The organism is Rhodococcus sp. P4_B6 (assembly GCF_056402215.1).
Map to the genome: position 1 here is coordinate 23,881 of NZ_JBFUHV010000070.1, position 18,973 is coordinate 42,853.

Annotated in this window: 19 protein-coding genes and 1 pseudogene; 6 read left to right on the forward strand and 14 right to left on the reverse strand. The window is 66.4% G+C overall.

Annotated elements, in window-relative coordinates; all coding sequences use genetic code 11:
• Positions 1–65 precede the first annotated feature (65 nt).
• Complete coding sequence (locus tag AC1DWT_RS27960; RefSeq protein ID WP_477923140.1) at positions 66–827, reverse strand: IclR family transcriptional regulator; 762 nt, start codon at positions 825–827, stop codon at positions 66–68.
• Between the two features lie 169 nt (positions 828–996).
• Here AC1DWT_RS27960 and AC1DWT_RS27965 point away from each other — a divergent pair, with 169 nt between their 5' ends.
• From AC1DWT_RS27965 to AC1DWT_RS27975, 3 genes are read left to right on the forward strand one after another with little or no spacing between them, the layout of a single operon-like run.
• Positions 997–2,343: an SLC13 family permease gene (locus tag AC1DWT_RS27965; protein WP_477923142.1), complete on the forward strand. Its 1,347-nt coding sequence runs from the start codon at positions 997–999 to the stop codon at positions 2,341–2,343.
• A 16-nt stretch (positions 2,344–2,359) separates the two neighbouring features.
• On the forward strand, positions 2,360–3,181 hold the full coding sequence (locus AC1DWT_RS27970) for an enoyl-CoA hydratase/isomerase family protein (protein ID WP_477923144.1): 822 nt from the start codon (positions 2,360–2,362) through the stop codon (positions 3,179–3,181).
• Between the two features lie 33 nt (positions 3,182–3,214).
• Positions 3,215–4,639 (forward strand): acyl-CoA synthetase, encoded by a 1,425-nt coding sequence (locus AC1DWT_RS27975; protein ID WP_477923146.1) that lies wholly within the window; start codon positions 3,215–3,217, stop codon positions 4,637–4,639.
• Between the two features lie 543 nt (positions 4,640–5,182).
• Here AC1DWT_RS27975 and AC1DWT_RS27980 read toward each other — a convergent pair.
• The 9 genes and pseudogenes from AC1DWT_RS27980 to AC1DWT_RS28020 all read right to left on the reverse strand — a co-directional run bounded on the left by AC1DWT_RS27980 (position 5,183) and on the right by AC1DWT_RS28020 (position 12,490).
• Positions 5,183–5,872: a DinB family protein gene (locus tag AC1DWT_RS27980; protein WP_477923148.1), complete on the reverse strand. Its 690-nt coding sequence runs from the start codon at positions 5,870–5,872 to the stop codon at positions 5,183–5,185.
• Between the two features lie 119 nt (positions 5,873–5,991).
• Positions 5,992–6,228 carry a hypothetical protein gene (locus AC1DWT_RS27985; RefSeq protein WP_477923149.1) on the reverse strand — a complete coding sequence of 79 codons (237 nt, stop codon included), beginning with the start codon at positions 6,226–6,228 and terminating at the stop codon, positions 5,992–5,994.
• A gap of 392 nt (positions 6,229–6,620) precedes the next feature.
• Positions 6,621–6,908, reverse strand: a complete 288-nt coding sequence (locus tag AC1DWT_RS27990; RefSeq protein ID WP_477923151.1) for a MerR family transcriptional regulator — start codon at positions 6,906–6,908, stop codon at positions 6,621–6,623.
• Between the two features lie 418 nt (positions 6,909–7,326).
• A pseudogene (locus AC1DWT_RS27995) lies at positions 7,327–7,410 on the reverse strand (3-hydroxyacyl-CoA dehydrogenase NAD-binding domain-containing protein); the annotation flags it as partial.
• A 140-nt stretch (positions 7,411–7,550) separates the two neighbouring features.
• Complete coding sequence (locus AC1DWT_RS28000) at positions 7,551–8,699, reverse strand: acyl-CoA dehydrogenase family protein (RefSeq protein WP_477923154.1); 1,149 nt, start codon at positions 8,697–8,699, stop codon at positions 7,551–7,553.
• A gap of 10 nt (positions 8,700–8,709) precedes the next feature.
• The gene (locus tag AC1DWT_RS28005) at positions 8,710–9,879 is read right to left on the reverse strand and encodes an acyl-CoA dehydrogenase family protein (protein ID WP_477923155.1); all 1,170 of its coding nucleotides are present in this window, start codon (positions 9,877–9,879) and stop codon (positions 8,710–8,712) included.
• Positions 9,880–9,926: 47 nt separating this feature from the next.
• Positions 9,927–10,754 (reverse strand): crotonase/enoyl-CoA hydratase family protein, encoded by an 828-nt coding sequence (locus AC1DWT_RS28010; RefSeq protein WP_477923157.1) that lies wholly within the window; start codon positions 10,752–10,754, stop codon positions 9,927–9,929.
• Between the two features lie 46 nt (positions 10,755–10,800).
• The gene (locus tag AC1DWT_RS28015; RefSeq protein ID WP_477923158.1) at positions 10,801–11,610 is read right to left on the reverse strand and encodes an enoyl-CoA hydratase; all 810 of its coding nucleotides are present in this window, start codon (positions 11,608–11,610) and stop codon (positions 10,801–10,803) included.
• 238 nt (positions 11,611–11,848) lie between these two features.
• A complete protein-coding gene (locus AC1DWT_RS28020; RefSeq protein WP_317567774.1) occupies positions 11,849–12,490 on the reverse strand; it encodes a TetR/AcrR family transcriptional regulator in 642 nt (213 codons plus the stop codon).
• A 199-nt stretch (positions 12,491–12,689) separates the two neighbouring features.
• Here AC1DWT_RS28020 and AC1DWT_RS28025 point away from each other — a divergent pair, with 199 nt between their 5' ends.
• The 3 genes from AC1DWT_RS28025 to AC1DWT_RS28035 all read left to right on the forward strand — a co-directional run bounded on the left by AC1DWT_RS28025 (position 12,690) and on the right by AC1DWT_RS28035 (position 16,807).
• Positions 12,690–14,060, forward strand: a complete 1,371-nt coding sequence (locus tag AC1DWT_RS28025) for an MFS transporter (RefSeq protein ID WP_477923161.1) — start codon at positions 12,690–12,692, stop codon at positions 14,058–14,060.
• A gap of 95 nt (positions 14,061–14,155) precedes the next feature.
• Positions 14,156–15,814 carry a long-chain-fatty-acid--CoA ligase gene (locus AC1DWT_RS28030; protein WP_477923162.1) on the forward strand — a complete coding sequence of 553 codons (1,659 nt, stop codon included), beginning with the start codon at positions 14,156–14,158 and terminating at the stop codon, positions 15,812–15,814.
• Positions 15,815–15,817: 3 nt separating this feature from the next.
• Entirely contained in the window at positions 15,818–16,807 is a 990-nt protein-coding gene (locus tag AC1DWT_RS28035; protein WP_061699824.1) for an NAD(P)H-quinone oxidoreductase, read from the forward strand.
• A gap of 308 nt (positions 16,808–17,115) precedes the next feature.
• On the opposite strand, the gene AC1DWT_RS28040 is transcribed toward AC1DWT_RS28035, so the two are convergent.
• The 4 genes from AC1DWT_RS28040 to AC1DWT_RS28055 form a co-directional block, all read right to left on the reverse strand.
• Entirely contained in the window at positions 17,116–17,274 is a 159-nt protein-coding gene (locus AC1DWT_RS28040; RefSeq protein ID WP_197487955.1) for a hypothetical protein, read from the reverse strand.
• A complete protein-coding gene (locus tag AC1DWT_RS28045) occupies positions 17,271–17,480 on the reverse strand; it encodes a hypothetical protein (protein WP_061699825.1) in 210 nt (69 codons plus the stop codon). The genes AC1DWT_RS28040 and AC1DWT_RS28045 overlap by 4 nt, the downstream gene beginning before the upstream one ends.
• 281 nt (positions 17,481–17,761) lie before the next feature.
• Positions 17,762–18,034 (reverse strand): hypothetical protein, encoded by a 273-nt coding sequence (locus AC1DWT_RS28050; protein ID WP_061699826.1) that lies wholly within the window; start codon positions 18,032–18,034, stop codon positions 17,762–17,764.
• 610 nt (positions 18,035–18,644) lie between these two features.
• Positions 18,645–18,973: isocitrate/isopropylmalate family dehydrogenase (locus tag AC1DWT_RS28055; RefSeq protein ID WP_477923165.1), on the reverse strand; the 329-nt coding region annotated here is incomplete at its 5' end.

Here is an 18,973-nt window from a genome sequence, read left to right on the forward strand (position 1 = left end):
GCGAGGTGTGTTTGGGCTTGTGATGGGGATGGGGAGGTCTTCGATGTGGCGGTGGTGTTCGTGGGTTATGTGCGTCCCGCTTCGAGTGGTCCGGTGCCGTGGCTGATTTCTTTGCTCGCGTGGAGTGCGCGTTGGCCGTAGTCGGGGTAGAGGTCGGGGGTCAGGCGGATGCTGGGGGCGGAGATCGAGAATGCGGCGATTGATCGTTGGTCGGGGCCGAGGATTGGTGCGGCGACGGCGGTGGTTCCGTCTTCGAGGCCTTGTTCGTTGATTGCGTAGCCCTGGCGCCGTACTTGTTCGAGGAGTGCGATGAACGTGTCGGGGTCGGTGGTGGTGTGTTCGGTGACGGGTTCAAGGCCTGCGGCGATGTATTCCTCGGCGACGGCGGGGGGTTGGTAGGCAAGGTATGCGATGCCGTTGGCTGTTGCGTGCATGGGCCGCGCGCCGCCGATCGGGCGGAAGACGCGAACCGGGTGAGCGCTGTCGAGGCGTTCGATGAGCACCATGGTGCGGCCTTCGGGGACCATGAGGTGCACGTTCTCTTTGGTGTAGTCCTGGAGGTCGCTGAGGGTGCGCAGCGCCATCTCCCGTATGCGCTGCGCATCGGGGACCTGGGCGCCGATGACGAAGGCTTTGGTGGTCAGTACCCACTGTCCTGAGTCGGTGGTCTGGCGGAGCCAGTGTTCGTCGCGCAGGGTGGCGAGGCAGCGCTGCACCGTGGCCTTCGAGACGGCGGTCTCGCGGGTGAGTTCGCTCAGTCCGACGGGTTGAAGTCGCGCAACGGCTTCGAGGATGTGCAGTGCGGTCGCCACGCTCTGAGTCGCCATCGAACCTCCATCGAATCGGGTACCTCGCGAGCATACGGTCGCGTCCTGGCGGTCCGGCGCTGATGACCGCCCTCCGGCATTGACGTGTGACACCTCACAACCTACTCTGAGCGGTCCATTCAGTAAACCGATCGGTTCGCACAGTGAACCGACCTGGAGGTTGTGTCACATGACTGTTCAAATCGCGGCGTTCGCGGTGTTGGTGTCAGCGTTTGTGCTGGCCACTGTTCGACCGGTGCACATGGGTGCGTTGACCCTCGCCGCCGCACTCGGGGTGGGAACGACGCTGGCCGGGGTGTCGATCTCGGAGATCCTGGCGGGTTTCCCGGTGGATATCCTGCTGCTTCTGCTCGGTGTGACCTATCTGTTCGGTATCGCTCGAGGCAACGGAACCCTCGATTGGATCGTGCAGGGTGCGATCCGGCGTACGGGGTCGCGGGCCGGCCTGCTGCCCTGGGCGTTCTTCGCGCTGGCTGCCGGAATCGGCAGCCTGGGTTCCCCGCTCGCCAGCGTGGTGCTCGCTCCGCTGGCGTTGCGGATGGCCCAGCAGCGTGGCCGTGATCCGCGCCCGATGGGTCTGGCGGTGATCACCGGCGGTTCCGCCGGCGGTTTCGCCCCGACCAGCTTGTTCGGCATCATCACCGTCGGTGTGGCTCAGCGCAGTGGTATCGAAATCAATGCCCTCGCGTTCTTCGGGTTCGTCGTCGCGGTCAACCTGGTGCTGCTCGCCGCCGCGACGATGCTGTTTCGCCGGCACCGGGCGTCGGCGGACGGGTGCGAGCGGGGGGAGCACGGTGGCACCGTCTCGGCCCCGACCGCTGGACCCGGCGACGTCCGCGGCGGCGGAGGGACGCGGGTGCTGGCTCCGGAGACCGTGCGGGTGTCCTCCCATCGGCTCGACCGCCTCGACGTGTTCCAGCGGGTCACCGTCGTGGCGTTGGTAGGCCTGATCGTCGGTGTCGTGGCGTTGTCGGTGGTGGGGGTCAACGTCAACGTCGGCGCTATGGCGCTCGGGATCGGGGTAACCGTCTCGATTCTCTTCGCGGAGCAAACCCGTTCTGCTGCAAAGAATGTCGACTGGTCGACGGTCCTGCTGGTAGGGGGGATCATCACGTACGTCGGCGTGCTCGAAAAAATGGGTGCCATCGATCTGATCAGCGAGGGCGCCGCCCACATCCAGGCTCCGCTGCTCGCGGCGCTGGCCTTGTGTGTGACCGGGGCGTTTGTGTCGGCGTTCGCGTCCACCACCGGGATCCTCGGTGTCCTCATTCCGCTGTCGTTGCCGCTGCTATCGCAGGGCCAGCTTCCGGCCGCGGGGTTGATCTGCGCGTTGGCGGTCTCGTCGTCGCTGGTGGACAGCACACCCTTTTCCACCGCCGGCGCTGCCGTTGTCGCCTCCACCGATGAATCCGATCAGCCGCGAATGACCCGGAGCCTGACGCGGTGGGGGATGTCGATGATCATCGTCGGCCCGCTGCTGACGTGCGCGCTCCTCGTTGTTCCCGGCTACCTCTGACAGGAGAAATATCCCCATGACACCGTCGACCACCGACACCTCCGATCACTGTGCCGGGCCCGCGCCGTCCCCTACTGTCTCGCTTACGCTCGACACTCCCGTACCGATTCTGACGTTCGACAATCCCACCCGCCGCAACGCGCTCACCGCCACGATGCGGGGTGAGCTGCTCGACCATCTCCGGAAGCTCGCACACCGGGCGGACATCCGATCGATCATCCTCACAGGCTCGGGTGCGGACTTCTGCGCCGGGATGGATATCAGCGAGATCGACCCCGAGACCGTCGATGGTGTCGGCGAGGACATGATCGAACTGGAGGAGGCCATCGCGCGGTGCCCGGTACCGGTCATCGCCGCGATCCGCGGGAACTGCATCGGCGCCGCCGCCCAGTTGGCGGTGGCCTGTGACCTACGAATCTGTGACAGGACCGCACGTTTCGCCATCACACCGGCCAAGCTCGGGCTGGTCTACCCGGCCCGCTCGATCGAGCGGCTGATCGCTGTCGTCGGTGTCGCGGCGGCCAAACAGTTGCTCCTGACGGGCAGCACACTCGACGCGGAGACCGCGAGAGTCCTCGGCATCGTCACCACGGTCGTCGACACGGATCTCGACGCACGCGCGGCGGAGACGGCCCGCGTCATCGCCGCCCGCTCACCGATCAGCGTTCGTGCCGCGAAGGAAATGCTCGAGGCCGCCTCGATGGGAGGCCCTGTGCCCGACGCTATCCGCACCCGGTGGGCCGCATTGCGCAGCGCGGATTCTGCGATCGGTGTGGCGGCCTTCAGAAACCGACGCGCCCCGATCTTCCCGGACGCCATGGCCGCCGCGAACCACTAAGACCTCTACCACCAATCACAAATGAGGAACCCAATGCTCCTGACCGCTCTGCAGCCGAACTTCCCTGTCCCCGACTCACCGGATGCACTCGTCATCGGTGATACGCGTATCTCTCGCGCGGATCTCCTGCATTCCGCRCAGGCCCTCGCCGCGACCCTGCCGACCGTGGGTGTCGTCGCGGTGAACGCCCAACCCACGGTGGACACTATCGTCGCCATCACCGGCTGCCTACTCGCGAACGTGCCGGTCGTTCCCATTCCGCCGGACTCCGGGACGATGGAACTGACCCACTTTCTCACCGACTCGGGTGCGACCCACTGGGTGGGACCGACACCGCAGGGATGCGATGTCCACGCCATCGTCGCCGCCAACCGGGCGTCGGGTGCCGCATCCCGGGTGAGCGCCGACACCGCCCTGGTCGTCTACACGTCCGGCACCACGGGTGCCCCGAAAGGTGTCGAACTCACCGCATCCGCACTCGCCGCAGGCCTCGACGCCATCGCTGAAACCTGGGACTGGACCGCGGCCGACGTCGTCGTCCACGGCCTCCCGCTGTTTCATCTCCACGGACTGATCCTCGGAACTCTCGGATCCCTTCGCATCGGTTCCCGAGTCGTGCACACCCGCCCCAAGCCCGCCGCGTATGCGGCCGCGAACGGCACCCTCTACTTCGCAGTCCCCACAATCTGGTCGAGAATCGCCGATGATCCCGACGCCGCCCGCGCGCTCCGGTCTGYCCGGCTCCTGGTGTCGGGCAGCGCACCCCTCCCCGTTCAGGTCTACGACCGCCTTGTCGAGCTCACCGGCCAGGCACCCATCGAGCGATACGGGATGAGCGAAACCCAACTCGTCCTCAGCGCCCGCCCCCACGAGCGGCGGCGAGGCTGGGTGGGGCTGCCGGTCGCGGGCACCCAGACCCGCCTGCGCGGCGAGGACGGTGGGCTCGTCCCGTCCGACGGCGACACCGTCGGGCAGCTCGAAGTCCGCGGCCCGTCGCTGTTCCGCGGGTACCTGGGACGACCCGAAGACACCGCACGCTCGTTCACCGACGACGGGTGGTTCATGACCGGAGACCTTGCGGTGCAAGACCGGTCCGGATGCCACAGGATCGTGGGACGGGCCTCCACCGACCTGATCAAGTCGGGTGGATACCGGATCGGTGCCGGCGAAATCGAAACGAGCTTGCTCAACAACCCCACCGTCAAGGAAGCCGCCGTCGTGGGCCTGCCCGACACCGATCTCGGTGAACGCCTGGTCGCCTACATCGTTCCGTCGGACGACCGCCGAGACAGCAGGCAGATCGAAAAGGAACTGATCGAGTACGTCGGTGTGCACTTGTCACGGCACAAGCGACCGCGTGAGATCCGCATCGTCGAGAGTCTTCCGCGCAACGCAATGGGTAAGGTCCAAAAGAAACGCATTGTCGAACAAGCACTGGCGGAAAGGGTGTCGTCGTGAAGGAGTGCTCGTCCGCCTCCGCCCTCACCGAGCCGGCGAATCCGCCGGCGGACTCGCTCCGGGACACCATGGCACAGCGCTGAGTTTGCTGGTGTGCTGACGGCCCGCACCCGGCTCGGGTACGGGCCGTTTCGTCTGGGATGGGGCGGCGACCTGTGATGATGACATGCCTTGGCGTGTGATGTGGGTGCCGGCGACGGGTCGGGGAGGGTCGCCGGCACCGGGGTGTGGGGTTCGGCGGGCGCGCGGGTGTCCCGGTTCGCCCGACTCTGGCAGTCTTTGAAAGATGTTGATGTGTAGCATGTTTGAGATGGATTGATATGCATGGTGGTTCGAAGTCTTGTGCACAGGTTAGGAGTTCGAAGCACACGCGTGCGAGATAGCGAAGCACGATCCGCTTGTTCGCCGAGTTGGGGGACGCGCCGCGAATTCCTTGGCGACCGCGACTTTGAGGGCTGTCGCCGGTGCGGCGCCGCCGTCGAGTAGCGCCGACATGGGGCAAGAGTACGGGCCGCTGATACACCGCCCGCGGGGTGACGACGATTAGTCCGACCGGCGACCGATCCGGCAGAATGGGGTATTGACCTGCAGTGATGGCAGGTCCCCTAACGGAAGGACTGGGCCGGTACTGGAGTGTGCGCAGGTTCGTTCAGGTCGCTGCGCGAGGTATCGACCGATCTCAGCTGGCCATAACGTTGGGCGCCGGGCTTTGGGGCTCGCGCATGATTTCACTCGTATCTGATGGATTCCATGAGTTAAGTGTGCAATCCGCGAGTTGCTAGCGGATTGCGATACTCGTCGGCCGATAAAGAAACGGACTCGTAGCTTTCCGCACCGTTCGTCCGCGATGCGCAGGACATACGTCCTTCGGGTGGCCGAGCCGTATGGCCCGGCGGCCGGGCCGATCGCCGCGGCCAGGTCGACGGATTCGAAGGTGACGAGCTCGCGGAAGGCGGCGTACGCCAGATCCATCGAGGCCAGGGCATCCTGGGCGCAGTCCGCGCCGCCTCTGTCGATCTTTGCCTCCGGCGGTGTGACCGCGAGCCACGTCCAGTTGCGCGATTGGGTCAGGACTTCAGCGATGTGAAACAACCGCCACCGAATGGTGATCTTGTCGTCGGCGTCATCCGGCCGCCACGACCACTCCCGGTCGGTCAGTCCCGCCATCCGGTTCCATAACCGTTCCCAAGCGTGGTCGAGCAGGTCCAGTACGTCCTTGTCGGCAGTCCGCATGATTGCCACCCTGCCAATAGTGCGGACAGGCACCGACGGCGACCGCGGTCCGGTGGATCGGGCGCGGACCGATCGTCGAATAGCTACCGGTATCCGGCGCCATCGGTAGGAGGCCACCATCATCGCGGCGGGGGTTCCCCAGCGGCAAATGCTCCGGGAGTTGTTGCCCTTGTGGGTTGTTCAGCGATTACTTGGGGTTTGGGGCCGGGCTCGGTCCGGTCCGCGTCGTCGAGAGGTTGGCGGTCGGCCTCCGGGGTGAAGACGACGTCGACGGTCTCTTCGGGTCGTCGTTCCTCCATCTTCGCCAGCGGCAGCATCGCGGTCTGGTCCTGCGGCGTGAACGGGGGGTGGGTCATCGACCGTGGCCAGAGCTGGTACCGGAGCAGGACGTCGCCCCAGATGCAGCCAGGACAGCAGGCCCGAGGACGATGGTGAAAGATCCGCACGCGTCGGTGGTGTGGCTGATGGTGTAGCAAGCGAACCAGTCCCCGATGCGTCGCAGGATCTCCCGGAACACGGTGACCTCCACGGTTCCGCAGGGCGTGGTCGACGGATCGTCCCGATTGCAAAGCGTCTGACCTGCCGGAAGCGGATGGTTGAGCGGGACCGCGCGCCGCCGCCTCGCATGGTGTGGTGTGGGCTGATGCGGATAGTGCGTTTTCGCGAAGGCTCGAGGGGAGGTCGCCGAGGGGATGGGCGGCTTCCGCGGACTGGACCTCGACTGGTGTTCGGAAGGGGCTGCGGTGTGTCAGCCGGCTGCGGGGCCGGGATCCGAGTTGGGGCGGTGGGTGTGCTGGAGTTCGGTGTTGATGCGTCGGGCCTCGGCGAGTTGGTCTTCGAGGATGATGATGCGGCACGCGGAATCGAGTGCGGTGCCCTGGTCGATCAGTTCGCGGGCTCGGGCCGCGAGACGCAGCTGGTATCGGGAGTAGCGGCGGTGGCCGCCCTCCGAGCGTCCGGGGGTGAGCAGCTTCGCGGCGTCGAGGCTGCGCAGGAATGCCTGTGTCACGCCGAGGATCTCGGCGGCGTGACCCATGCTGTAGGCCGGGTAGTCCTCGTCGTCGAACTTCCCGGCCGGGTCACGGTCGGGCGAATCTTCCGGAATGGGGTGACACCTTTCAACGGACAGGGCCCCCGGCGCCGTGAGGCGCCGGGGGCCGGAGCGGGTTTCACTTCCTTGTTCACTGCACTTCTTTCGGCTGTCGGGCCCTCGTGCTGCCCGGCCGCCGGTGGACGTGCCGGGGCCTTACACACTCACATCAACCCTTACCCGGCACATCCTGGTCTTGCGGTACTGCTCTGCGGGCAGTTCATTCTCTCCCGCACCTCGTGAACTCTTTCCTTGCGACGAGAGGAACTCTACAACAGTCACCCCTCAATGTCTACAGTCGCCACTACAGAAATTCTGGAGCGGCTGACCAGGGATTTCACACACGGCAGCCGACTTTTCTGTCTACGTCGGCGCCGCTCGCTCGACGGGCGGCGACTTCCGCGATGCCGGCACCCATGGTGCCGCCGCCGATAACTCCCAGGTTCAGCCGCGTTGTGCTCCTCAACTTCCGGTGAGTCGCCGCCGACTCAGAGTCCGGCGGCGGACTTAGCGGCAGCCACCACAGAGATCAGGTATGCGCCGGACCGCACGCGGCGTCCGCCGACGGGCCGTCACCGCTGCGTGGTGTTACAGCTCGATCAGGTCCTGATCGCGGCTCCCGGCGGCGAGCAGTCGCAGGTGTTCGTCGGTGCTGCCGAAGGTGTGCTCGATGGCCAGGAGCCGGCGGACGTACTGGCCGATGGCGTGTTCGGCGGTCATTCCGATTCCGCCGTGCATTTGAATGGCCTCTTGACCGATGTGACGGGCGGAGCGACCGATCTGTACTTTGAGGCGGGATGCGAGGATCTCGTCGGCGTCGCCGTCGGCGTCGCCGTCGGCGAATTTGGCGGTCGCGTAGTCGCACATTCCGCGGGCCATTTCGACCGCGACGTACAGGTCCGCGGCCCGATGTGCGAGTGCCTGAAAACTGGCTAGTGGCACACCGAATTGCTTGCGGGTCTTGAGGTATTCGACGGTCAGCGCCAGCGCCTGGTCCATGATGCCGACCGCCTCCGCGCACACGGCGAGTTGTCCGCCGATGACGGCGCGCCGGATCGCGGCGTCGGTGTCGGTGTCGGTGGCGCCGAGCCGCTCGGCGGGGGTGCGGGTCAGGGTGAGCTGCGCGCCGCGCAGTCCGTCGTAGGTGGTGTAGGGCTCGCGGGTGAGCCCGTCGGCGGTGGCGTCGACCAGGAACAGTCCCAGCCGGTCTCCGTCCTCGGGGGTGACCGCGCTGACGATCAGCCGGTCGGCGCAGTCTCCGCGCAGCACCACGTTCTTCGTGCCGTGCACGAGGTATTGGTCGCCGTCGTGTTCCGCCTTCGTGCTGACCGCCGGGCAGGACCAGCTTCCGCCCGGCTCGAGGTGCGCGAAGGCCAGCAGCAGCGTCCCGGCCGCGAGCGCGGGCAGTATCTGCGCAAGCTGGGCGGCCGACCCGGTGTCGGCGACCAGCTGCGCCGGAACGAGAACGGTGTCGGTCAGTGGTTCGAGGGCCAGGCCCCGGCCGATTTCGGTCATGACCGCCGCGACCGCGGCCGGTCCGGCGCCGAGGCCCCCGTGGTCCTCGTCGATGGTCAGCGCGAGTAGCCCGACCTCGGCGAAGGTGCCCCACATCTGTCGGCTCCACCCGAGTTCGGAGGCCGCGAGCGCCTGACGGTAGCCGGGGTTGTAGTGGCGGGCGAGCAGGTCCTTGACTGTGGCGGCGAACAGCTGTTGTTCGTCGGTCAGTGCAGTGTTCATGGTCTTTGCCTCACAGTCCGAGGATCGAGCGCGCGATGATGGAGCGTTGGACTTCGCTCGAGCCGCTGTAGATGGTGGATTTGCGCAGGTTCAGGTAGGCCGGGACCGCTCGTGCCGATCCCGGTGTGGGATGGGTGGAGTCGGCGTCGACGGGCAGGGATTCGATTCCGGCCGCGTCCATGAGCAGCTCCGTGCTCGCCTGCTGCAGCTCGGATCCGCGGAGCTTGAGCAGGGAGGACACCGGGTTTGGTCGGCCGGAGCCGGAATCGAGGGCGACCTTTGCCTGCACGATCTCGAGTGCCAGCAGTTCGTTCTCGAGTTCGGCGACCTTGGCCGCGAACAGTGGGTCGTCGAGCAGCACCCCGGCCCCCACGGGGACGGCGGCGGCGTGGGCCTTGGCCTGGGACAGTTTGAGTTTGCTGAAGCCGACTTTCGCCACTCCGGTGCGTTCGAGCCCGAGGAGGTATTTCGCGTAGTCCCAGCCGGCGTTTTCCTCGCCCACGAGGCCCGTGGCCCGGACTCGGACCTCGTCGAAGAAGACCTCGTTGACCTCACAGCTGCCGTCGATCAGTTCGATCGGCCGGACGGTTACCCCCGGTGAGGTCATGTCGATGAGCAGGAAGGAGATGCCCTTCTGCTTCTTGGCGGCGGGGTCGGTGCGGACCAGGGTGAAGATCCAGTCGGCGTGCTGCGCCAGGGTGGTCCAGATCTTCTGGCCGGTGACGATGTAGTGGTCGCCGTCGCGGACTGCCCGGGTCTTGAGCGAGGCGAGGTCGGAGCCGGCGTCGGGTTCGGAGAACCCTTGGGCCCACCAAATGTCGAGGTTCGCCGTTGCCGGGAGGAATCGCTCCTTCTGTTCCTGGGAGCCGAACTGGGCGATGACCGGTCCGACCATGTTGGTGTTGAAGGCCAATGGTTCGGGCACACCGGCCAGTTGCAGCTCGTTGCGCCAAATGGTCAGTTGCATCGGCGTCCAGTCGCGGCCGCCCCACTCGGTGGGCCAGTGTGGGACGGCCAGACCGTTGCGGTTGAGGATGCGTTGCACGGTGACCAAGTCGTCGCGGCCGGGTTCTTCGAAGTCGGCGACCCGCTGGCGAATCTCGGCGGGAATCTCGGTGCGGAAGAACTGCCGCAGCTGGTGGCGGAAGGTGGTGTCGTCGTCGGAAAGTGCCAAGGTCATCGGGCTGGTTGTCCTGCCTGCGGGAGTGTGGAGGGGGTCATTGCGCGTCAGCGCCCGGTGAACTCGGCCGGGCGGCGCTGCAGGAAGGAGGCGACCCCTTCGGCGCCGTCCTCGGTGTCGAGCAGTCGCAGCATGTCCGGCACCAGTTGTTCGGCGGCGATCCGTTCACCGTCGCGTTCGGCCCGGCGGGCGGCGGTCAGCGTGGTCGAGACACCGAGAGGGGCTTGCGCGGCGATGAGCTGCGCGATCTCGTAGGCGCGCTGGAGTTGGCGTCCGACCGGGACCACCTCCTGGACCAGGCCCATCCGCAGCGCCTCGGCGGCGCCGAACGGTTCGGCGGTGAGCATGTACCGCATGGCGTTACCCCAGCCGACCTCGCGGGGGAATCGGATGGTGGCCCCGCCGAACGGGTAGATGCCGCGGCTGATCTCCATCTGGGAGAATTTCGCGTCCTCGGCCGCCACCCGGATGTCGGTGGCCAGTAGCAGCTCGATGCCCAAGGTCATGCACCAGCCCTGGGTCGCGCTGACCACCGGCTTGCGCCGCTGGATTCCGGTGAGCTGGCGAGGGTCGACGCCGCCCTCGGGGATTCCGCCGCGCCCTTCCCGCAGTGCGTTGCCGACCTTGGCCATGTCCAGTCCGCCGGTGAAGTGGTCCCCGTGGGCATAGAACACCCCGACCCGGATATCGTCGCCGCGCTCCATTTCGCCGTATGCGAGCGCGAGTTCGGCGCGCATCTCGAGGTCGAATGCGTTGCGCTTGGGCACCCGGTTGAGGCCGATGAGGTAGACGTGACCGACCTGGTGGCGGGTGACGACCCGGTCATCGGCGGGCAGGGCGAGTTCGGTGATTGCCGGGGCTTCGGTGCTGGACATGGTGCTGCCTTCCTTCGATGAATCGGGGGTGTCGTGGTGCGTGAGGTCAGCGCACCGAGGTGCCCACCTTGTGGCGCTGAATGGACTTGGAGAATCCGCCGTCGGCCTTCGCGCGGCGGGCCTCGTCGCTGAAGTGGGTGAGCTGGTGTCCGTCGAAGTGCGCGTTGAGGGCGGCATGGAACCCCTGCACCTCGAGGGTGCGGTTCAAGGACCGCTTGAGCACCTTGGTGGCGAACGGCGGTGCCAGTGCCACCCGGTTCGCGAGCGTCGCGACCGCCTCGTCGAGCTGGTCGACGGGTACGACCCGGTTGACCATCCCGCTGGCCAGAGCATCCGCTGCGGAGAGCCGTTCCCCGGTGAACAGGAATTCGCGGGCCTTGCGGTGCCCGAGCACCCACGGGTGCACCAGCACCTCGACCGCGCTGACACCCATGGTGTGCAGGACCGGGTCGGCGAAGAACGCGGTGTCGGCGGCGACGATCATGTCGCACATGTTCGCGACCATGAAACCGCCAGCGACACAGGCACCGTCGACCCGAGCGATGGTCGGCTTCGGGAGATTGAAGATGTTGAGGCAGTAGTCCATGTACGAGCGGGACTCGTACTCCCACCGCTGCTCGGGGGAGAAGTCCTGGCGCTCGACCTGTCCCTCCTTGAGGTCGTGTCCGGCGGAGAAATGCCCGCCCTTGCCGCCGAAGACCACCGCACGCACCTGCGGGTCGCCGCCGGCGCGCACGACCGCGTCGTTGAGCTCGTCGAGCAACTGGCTGTTCTCGGCGTTGCGCTGCTCCGGACGGTTGTGCCAGATGGTCGCCACCGAACCGTCGATCTCGTACAGCACGTAGTCGTAAGCCACGTTCGTCTCCCTTGAAAGATGTGTGATGGGCGAGTGGCGACCCGGCCGGGTCGTGCCTCAACTCGCATTAAAACTTGCAGTGCATGTTTAAAGGTACATGCAGGGCGGCCCCAGGGGAACCCCCGGGCGAAGGAGAGGGTCGAGAATCGGGGGAATCCCCGCGTGAAGGAGACAGTCGAGAGTCCGGTCCCCCGTGCAAAAAGAGGTCGAGAATCGGGCCGCCGAGGGCGGCCGAGGATCAGCGCGTGGCGCCGAGTCCGACGATCTCGGAGTACTGCAGCGTCAGGCCGTCGATCAGGCAGGACAGGCCCCGCTCGAAGGCGGCGGTGTCGAGCTCGGAGTGCTGCGGCAGCAGGTGGGCCTGGCCCAGGTGGGGGTACTGACCGGCGTAGAACGCCGGGTCTTCGGTGAAGCCGGCGAAGTAGGAGCCGAGCGCGGAGCCGGCAATGTAGTTGCGGACGGCAATGGCCACCTCGGTGGCCTGGCGCGGCGGCCAGCCACCCTTGGTCAGGCTCCCGTAGAAGGCGTCGGCCAAGCGCAGTTGGGTCGGCCGGGTTGCAGGTCCGCGGGCCAGAAGCGGCACGATGCCGGGGTGGCGCTGCAGCGCAGACCAGTAGTTCCGCGCCCAGATCGGCAACGCGGTGCGCCAGCCGGCGGTATCGAAGATTTCGATGTCGACGGTGTCGAGAATGGCGTCGACGACGGCGTCGGTCACCTCGTCCATGGTCTTGAAATGGTTGTACAGCGAGGGCCCCTGTACGCCGAGGCGGGCGGCGAGCTTACGGGTGGAGAGAGCAGCCACGCCCTCCTCGTCGATCAGCGCCATGGCTTCGCCGACGATGCGCTCACGTGAGAGCAGCGGTACCCGAGGTCGTCCCATGGTTAACAGCTTGTCACGCCACCCCGACGGCCGCGAGCGACTCCCCGCCGGACGCAAGCACGAGTCCGGGCGGATTCCCCGGAGTGACCCCCTTCACAAACTCGAATTCTGCGGTCTATAGTTTCAACTATCAGCGCTAGCTTTTGAGTCGGAGAACTCGAGCGGGCGCACCCCACACTCCGATGACAGGATTCGTTCAATGTCTTCTCCCGCGACATCCCTGCCGCCCAAGCCCACCGAGACGGGGCGGTCCCTGCGGCCGTCCGCGCGGGCATGGTCGGTCACCGCCATGATCGTCATGTTCGCGACGATCAACTGGGCGGACAAGGCGCTGATCGGCGTCGTCGCTCAACCGCTCAAGGAGGAACTCGGTCTGACCTCTGCTCAGATCGGGTTCGCCGGCAGCGCCTTCTTCTTCCTCTTCAGCATCAGCGGGGCCGCGGTCGGTTTGATCGGGGACCGGGTGCAGATTCGATGGATCCTGTTCGCCCTCGCCGGGATCTGGGGCCTGATCCAGTTCCCGCTCGTCATCGCCGGTACCTTCGCCGTTCTCCTGGCCACCCGCATCGCACTCGGCGCCGCCGAAGGACCGGCCACCGCAATGGCCAATACCGCCGTCTTCCAATGGTTCCCACCGGAAAAGCGGGCCTTTCCCTCGGCGTTGGTGACCTCCGGCTCCTCGTTCGCCAAGATCGCCGCCGCCCCTGTTCTCACGCTCATCGTGGCCGCCTGGGGCTGGCACGCCGGCTTCCTGACGATGGCGGTGGTGAGCTTCGTGTGGTGTGGGGTGTGGCTGCTGGTCGGTAAGGAAGGACCCTACGCCCGCCGTGCCGGCGACGCGGATAGCGCTTCCGCCCCCGGCGACAGCGAAACACCCCCGCATCAGCTGGTGCGGCTGCCGTTGCGGGACATCCTGCTCACCAAATCCTTCATCGGTGCGCTCATCGGCACCTTCACCGTGTACGGCCTGGTGTCCGCGTCGATCACCTGGATCCCCTCGTACTTCGAGGCCGGATTGGGGTACTCACGGCTGTCCTCCGGGTTCATGTTCGGCCTGCCCAGCATCGCCTCGCTGGTGATGATGTTCGCCTCCACCTTCGTCACGGACCGCCTCGCCGACCGCAACTTCTCCTCCCGCGTTACCCGGGTGTGGACGACGACCGCGTTCCTCGTGGTGGGAGGACTCGCCCTGGCGTGCCTTCCGTTCATCGGCGTCCCGGTCGCGGTCGTCGCCGTGTTGGTGTTCGGCTACGGCTGCGCCAGCGTCGCCCTGCCGATGATGAACGCCGTCGTCTCCCAGATCGCCCCGGCACACCAGCTGTCGAGCACCCTCGGAATCTTCCTCGCCGTGCAGAACCTGTCCGGGCTCATCGCCCCGGCACTGGTCGGCATCCTGGTCGACCGCGCCCCCGACCCGCTGTCCGGATACTCCCTCGCCTACCAAATCTTCGGACTGTCCATCCTCGTCGGCGGCCTCGTCGTCTTCCTGCTGGTCCATCCCGCCCGGGACGCGGCGCGCGTCCAAGCGAAGCTCACCGCCCGGGAAGCAGCCGCCGAATCCCACACCTGAGCGCCCACCGAGCCCACACCCGCACTCGACACTCACGACCCGCGCGGCGAACGGCCCCCACGCCCACGCCGAGCCACCTGCAAGGAGAACCCGCATTGTCTGCCCTCGACGACCAGCCCTGGACCTCGCTGTACCCGGCCACGGTCGACGAACTCGACATCCCGACCGGGATGTCCCTGATCGACCTGCTGCACTCGAGCAGGGACCGCTATGCCGACCAGACCGCACTGACCTTCGAAGACCGCACCTGGACCTTCGACGAGTTGTCCGTGCAGTCGCACGCTTTCGCGCACCTGCTCGCCGAGCACGGCTTCGGCCGCGGGGACCGCCTGGCGATCATCCTTCCCAACCGCCCCGAGTACGTCTTCGCACTGTTCGGGACGGTGATCGCCGGCGGCATCGTGGTCCAGGTCAACCACCGGTACCCGGCCGAGGAGATGCGCCGCATCCTCGACGACGCCGGCGCATCGATGGTCATCACCACCGACGAGACGCTCGACCGGTGCGCCCCCAGGGACGGGCAGTCGTTCCTCGGCCGCCCGGTGATCCGGGTGGACACCGAGCCGAATCATCCGGCGGGGCTGCGGGGCATCGCCTGCGGGTCCGTCCGCGACTTCCTTCAGCGCCCACCGCTGACCGTTGCGGTGGACTCTTCCGACGTCGCGGTCCTGCAGTACACCGGCGGCACCACCGGTGCGGCCAAGGGCGTGATGCTCACCCACCGCAACCTGATCGCCAACATCGAACAACGGTTCGCGGTTACCTACGCACTGTTCGACCTCCCCGACAACGCCAAGACCGTCAACGTGCTGCCGATGTGCCACGTGTACGGCCTGACCTGTGTCACGCTGACCTCGGTGCGCGGCGGAATGAACCAGATCCTCATCCCGGAGTTCGACGCAAAGGCGGTATTGGAGGTCATCAAATCGCAGCGGCCCGCTGTCTTCACCGGTGTGCCGACGATGTACATGGCGATGGGCCGCACCCCCGGCGTCGATGCGTCCGGACTCGACCAGGTCACCATCTACAACAGCGCCGGAGCCGGATTCCCGCTCGAGCAGCTCGAACAGTTCGAAACCAAGACCGGCGGCCGGATCATCGAGGGCTTCGGCATCAGCGAGGCATCCCCGTCCACCCACCTCAATCCCGTCTTCAGCGACCGCCGCGTCGGCAGCATCGGAATCCCGATGCCGCTGACCGACGTCCGGATCGTCGACCGCGACGGACACGACACCACCCCGCTTCCCGTGGGGGAGGTGGGGGAGATGATCATCCGCGGACCGCAGGTCATGACCGGCTACTGGAACCAGCCCGCACTCACCGACGCCGCGCTGCGCGAGGGCTGGTTGCTGACCGGCGACCTCGCGCACATGGACGAGGACGGCTACTTCTACATCGACGGCCGCAAGAAGGAGATGATCGTCACCAGCGGTTTTAACGTCTATCCGGCCGAGGTCGAACAGGTCCTTGCCCGGTATCCGGGAATTCTCGAGGCCGCCGTCATCGGCGTCCCCGACCCCTATCGCGGCGAGACGGTGTGCGCCTACCTCGTGCACGATCCGGATCGGCCCGTCGCGGAGACGGAGCTGGACGAGCACTGCCGCCGTTTCCTCGTCGGCTACAAGGTGCCCCGCGAGTACCGATTCGTTCCCGCACTTCCCCGCACGCCGGTCGGCAAGATCGCCAAGAACAAACTTGACGCACCGCCGCCGCAAAACCGTTGCCGGACTGACCAATCAGAAGGACACCACTGACCCATGCAAGCGATCTCTTTGACCCAGTTCGGCGACCCCGAGGTCATGGTGTGGACCGAACATCCCGACCCTGTCCCGGCCGCCGGTGAGGTGGTGATCGACGTCGCCGCCGCCGGCGTGAACCGCGCCGACATCAACCAACGACAGGGCCACTACCCACCACCCGCCGGGGCGAGCGAGATCCTCGGGCTGGAAGTGTCCGGTGTGATCAGCGAAGTCGGACCCGCGGTCACCGGATGGGAGATCGGGGACCGCGCCTGCGCCCTGCTATCCGGCGGCGGATACGCCGAACGGGTGGCGGTACCGGCGTCACAGGTGCTGCCGATACCGGAAGGCGTCGACCTGCACACGGCGGCGGCTCTGCCGGAGGCCGCGTGCACGGTGTGGTCCAACCTCGTCACCACCGCGCACCTGCGCCAGGACGAGACCGTGCTCATCCACGGTGGGGGTAGCGGCATCGGCACCCACGCGATTCAGGTCGCCACAGCGCTCGGAGCCCGCGTCGCCGTCACCGCCGGATATTCGGAAAAACTTCGAGCCTGCCAAGATTTCGGTGCCGACATTCTGATCAACTACACCGACACCGACTTCGTCACTGCGGTCAGAGGCAGCACGGACGGACGCGGCGTGGACGTCGTCCTGGACAACATGGGTGCCGCCTATCTCGCCCGCAACGTCACCGCCCTCGCAGACGGTGGACGCCTGGTGGTCATCGGCCTGCAGGGAGGCTGGGAGGGCACCCTCAACCTCGCGCAACTCATGGCCAAACGCGCCGGCGTGCACTCCACCAGCCTCCGCAGCCGCCCCACCACCGGACGCAGCGGCAAAGCAGACATCGTCCGCGACGTTGTGAAGCACGTGTGGCCGATGATCGCCGAGGCGACCGTGCGACCCGTCGTGCACGCGGTACTCCCCATCGGAAAGGTAGCTGCCGCGCACCGGATGCTCGACGCCCCCGACACGATCGGAAAAATACTCGTGAAGGTGTCGTAGTACCAGCAACGGTTGGCACCCGATGTCCGCCTCCCAGCAACAGTGCGCCGATAGAACGCGTACGAGCAGGACGCCTTCGGCGCCGCCACCCCATCAGCGCTTCACCGTTCTCTATTCTTCTCGCGGTCCGATGATCGAGCGCGCGATGATCGAACGCTGGACTTCGCTCGATCCGCTGTAGATGGTGGACTTGCGCAGGTTCAGGTAGGTGGGACCGCTCGATTCGACCCCCGTGTGGGATGGGCAGGGAGTAGAGCTGATGCGGTACCCGGATCGTCGCTGAGAACGGAAGAGGTGGGTGACGCAGGTCAGTGTCGTCGATCGTGGCTGTGGAGTTCGTCGAGGACCTGATCGAGGGCGGTGGTCGGGATACAGAAGTCCGGCCCTTCCGCGTCTCGGAGGTAGGCGCGCACGTTCGCAAGCAGGGCGAGTTCACGCTTGAGGTCGTCGGTGGTCCGGTCAGTCACAGCGTCATCCTCCCTGAGTGGTGTTGGGGCAACCATCGGGGCGGATGCTTCGTGCTGATCTGGACGCCGGCCACGGTGCCGAACTGGTCGAGGTCCATGCGGAAGATCACTCCGTGCTGCGGCTCCCATTCGTAGGTGCCGTACCCGTGCTCGGTGTGCTGTGGACCCGCTCTGCGGGCGGTCTCTGACTGGTGATCGGTATCCATCGGGCGCTCTCGCGAGGAGCTGCCGCCCGCGTCCGTAGGGACAGCGGCCGATCGTCAGAGCTCAGCCCGGATGAAGAGAACTCGCTCAACGACTCAACGAGCACACCGTCGCCCAGAACGCAGGCATGCTGAAGGTTCCGCGCACCACGGTGTATGGGCATCTGAACAAACGTCGGATGGACAGCGCACCGGTCGCGCAGGAGAGGGCGGCAACGCGATACGCGCGGCCCATTCCGTGACCCAGCTCCCGCTTTCACCCCGTTGGCTACGAACGCGAAAGGTCACTCGCCCGAGGTGCCACCCACCCAAGGCAACATTGTTCGGTTACCCGTGACCACATAGACGTCGATGACCTTGTGCAGCTTATGGTTGCGGCTGAAGCGGCGCAGGCCGACCGCGAGTTCGTAGCCGAGTCGGGCACGAACCGCCCCCATTCCGGACTCGTTCGGGCGGGCCTCGATGCTAATCATCAAACACCAGTACCGCTCGGCGCGCTCGGCCAAATTGTTGAGCAGGGTGGTTGTTCCGACCCCGAGCAGGCCGGGGACCACCATGCCGCGGTCGTAGTCGCGCCTTTGCTGCGGGCGACGAGCAGATCGAATTCGTGTCGCTCCCGGCCCGCTCCAGCGCCGAGGGCCGCAGGCTGATCCGGGTTTGAAGGGGTTCAGGGCGGAATCCATATCGGCACATACAGACAATTATGGGGCAATATCCCATGAATGTCTGTGCGATAGGCCAGGACTGGGACGGCGAAGCGGAGGGTAGGTCGGCGCAGTCGTCGTCTCGACCGGGGCGTCGCCCGCCCAGCCGCGATGGATCGCGTCAGTTCCGGCTCGCTGGGTGCTCATGCCAAGGGCTAAGCTAAGGCTTGTGAACGTGCGTCCAGGGAGCTGACGGGCCCATCCAATATCTCTGCCCGGGTGCGCGAATTCGGGAAGGTCCCTAGCGCTGGCGATCCGGACGAAGTCCGTGACGATATCGGTGCGCCGGTCACGTGGGACATGTCGTCCCGGCTGTTAGAAATAGGGGCCCTTGTCCCTCGCGAATGATGGGTAGTGGCTTCCAAGGGTGAACGGATACCGTCACGGGCGCTCCCAGGTCGCGGTGTGTGACGGATTCGGTTCGGTGGCCTGGTACATCGTGTGCGGCGTCCGAACTCGGATTTCAGCCGGTCCAGGAAGTGGACCGAGCTGTGTTGGTTTCGAGCTGTCGGCGGATCGCGTTGCCGAGAAGTTGGGTGGTGGCGGTGCCGCCGATGTCGGGGGTGAGAGTGTCGCCGCCGGCGGCGAGGACGTCTTCGACTGCGGTCATGACGGCGGTGGCGGCCTCGGTCTCGCCGAGGTGGTCGAGCATCATGCTTGCGCTCCAGATCTGCCCGATCGGGTTGGCGATGCCCTTGCCCGCGATGTCGGGGGCCGATCCGTGGACCGGTTCGAACAGGCTCGGGAACTTGCGCTCGGGGTTGATGTTTCCGCTGGGGGCCACGCCGATGG

What these genes read in the sequence shown, in the direction of transcription:
- AC1DWT_RS28050 (WP_061699826.1), bottom strand. Translation starts at nt 18,034, where the DNA reads ATGGTGGTCCCCGGCCTGCTCGGGGTCGGAACAACCACCCTGCTCAAC.
- AC1DWT_RS27970 (WP_477923144.1), top strand. Translation starts at nt 2,360, where the DNA reads ATGACACCGTCGACCACCGACACCTCCGATCACTGTGCCGGGCCCGCG.
- AC1DWT_RS28005 (WP_477923155.1), bottom strand. Translation starts at nt 9,879, where the DNA reads ATGACCTTGGCACTTTCCGACGACGACACCACCTTCCGCCACCAGCTG.
- AC1DWT_RS28010 (WP_477923157.1), bottom strand. Translation starts at nt 10,754, where the DNA reads ATGTCCAGCACCGAAGCCCCGGCAATCACCGAACTCGCCCTGCCCGCC.
- AC1DWT_RS27985 (WP_477923149.1), bottom strand. Translation starts at nt 6,228, where the DNA reads ATGACCCACCCCCCGTTCACGCCGCAGGACCAGACCGCGATGCTGCCG.
- AC1DWT_RS27965 (WP_477923142.1), top strand. Translation starts at nt 997, where the DNA reads ATGACTGTTCAAATCGCGGCGTTCGCGGTGTTGGTGTCAGCGTTTGTG.
- AC1DWT_RS28025 (WP_477923161.1), top strand. Translation starts at nt 12,690, where the DNA reads ATGTCTTCTCCCGCGACATCCCTGCCGCCCAAGCCCACCGAGACGGGG.
- AC1DWT_RS28035 (WP_061699824.1), top strand. Translation starts at nt 15,818, where the DNA reads ATGCAAGCGATCTCTTTGACCCAGTTCGGCGACCCCGAGGTCATGGTG.
- AC1DWT_RS28020 (WP_317567774.1), bottom strand. Translation starts at nt 12,490, where the DNA reads ATGGGACGACCTCGGGTACCGCTGCTCTCACGTGAGCGCATCGTCGGC.
- AC1DWT_RS28000 (WP_477923154.1), bottom strand. Translation starts at nt 8,699, where the DNA reads ATGAACACTGCACTGACCGACGAACAACAGCTGTTCGCCGCCACAGTC.
- AC1DWT_RS27990 (WP_477923151.1), bottom strand. Translation starts at nt 6,908, where the DNA reads ATGGGTCACGCCGCCGAGATCCTCGGCGTGACACAGGCATTCCTGCGC.
- AC1DWT_RS28045 (WP_061699825.1), bottom strand. Translation starts at nt 17,480, where the DNA reads ATGGATACCGATCACCAGTCAGAGACCGCCCGCAGAGCGGGTCCACAG.
- AC1DWT_RS27980 (WP_477923148.1), bottom strand. Translation starts at nt 5,872, where the DNA reads ATGCGGACTGCCGACAAGGACGTACTGGACCTGCTCGACCACGCTTGG.
- AC1DWT_RS27960 (WP_477923140.1), bottom strand. Translation starts at nt 827, where the DNA reads ATGGCGACTCAGAGCGTGGCGACCGCACTGCACATCCTCGAAGCCGTT.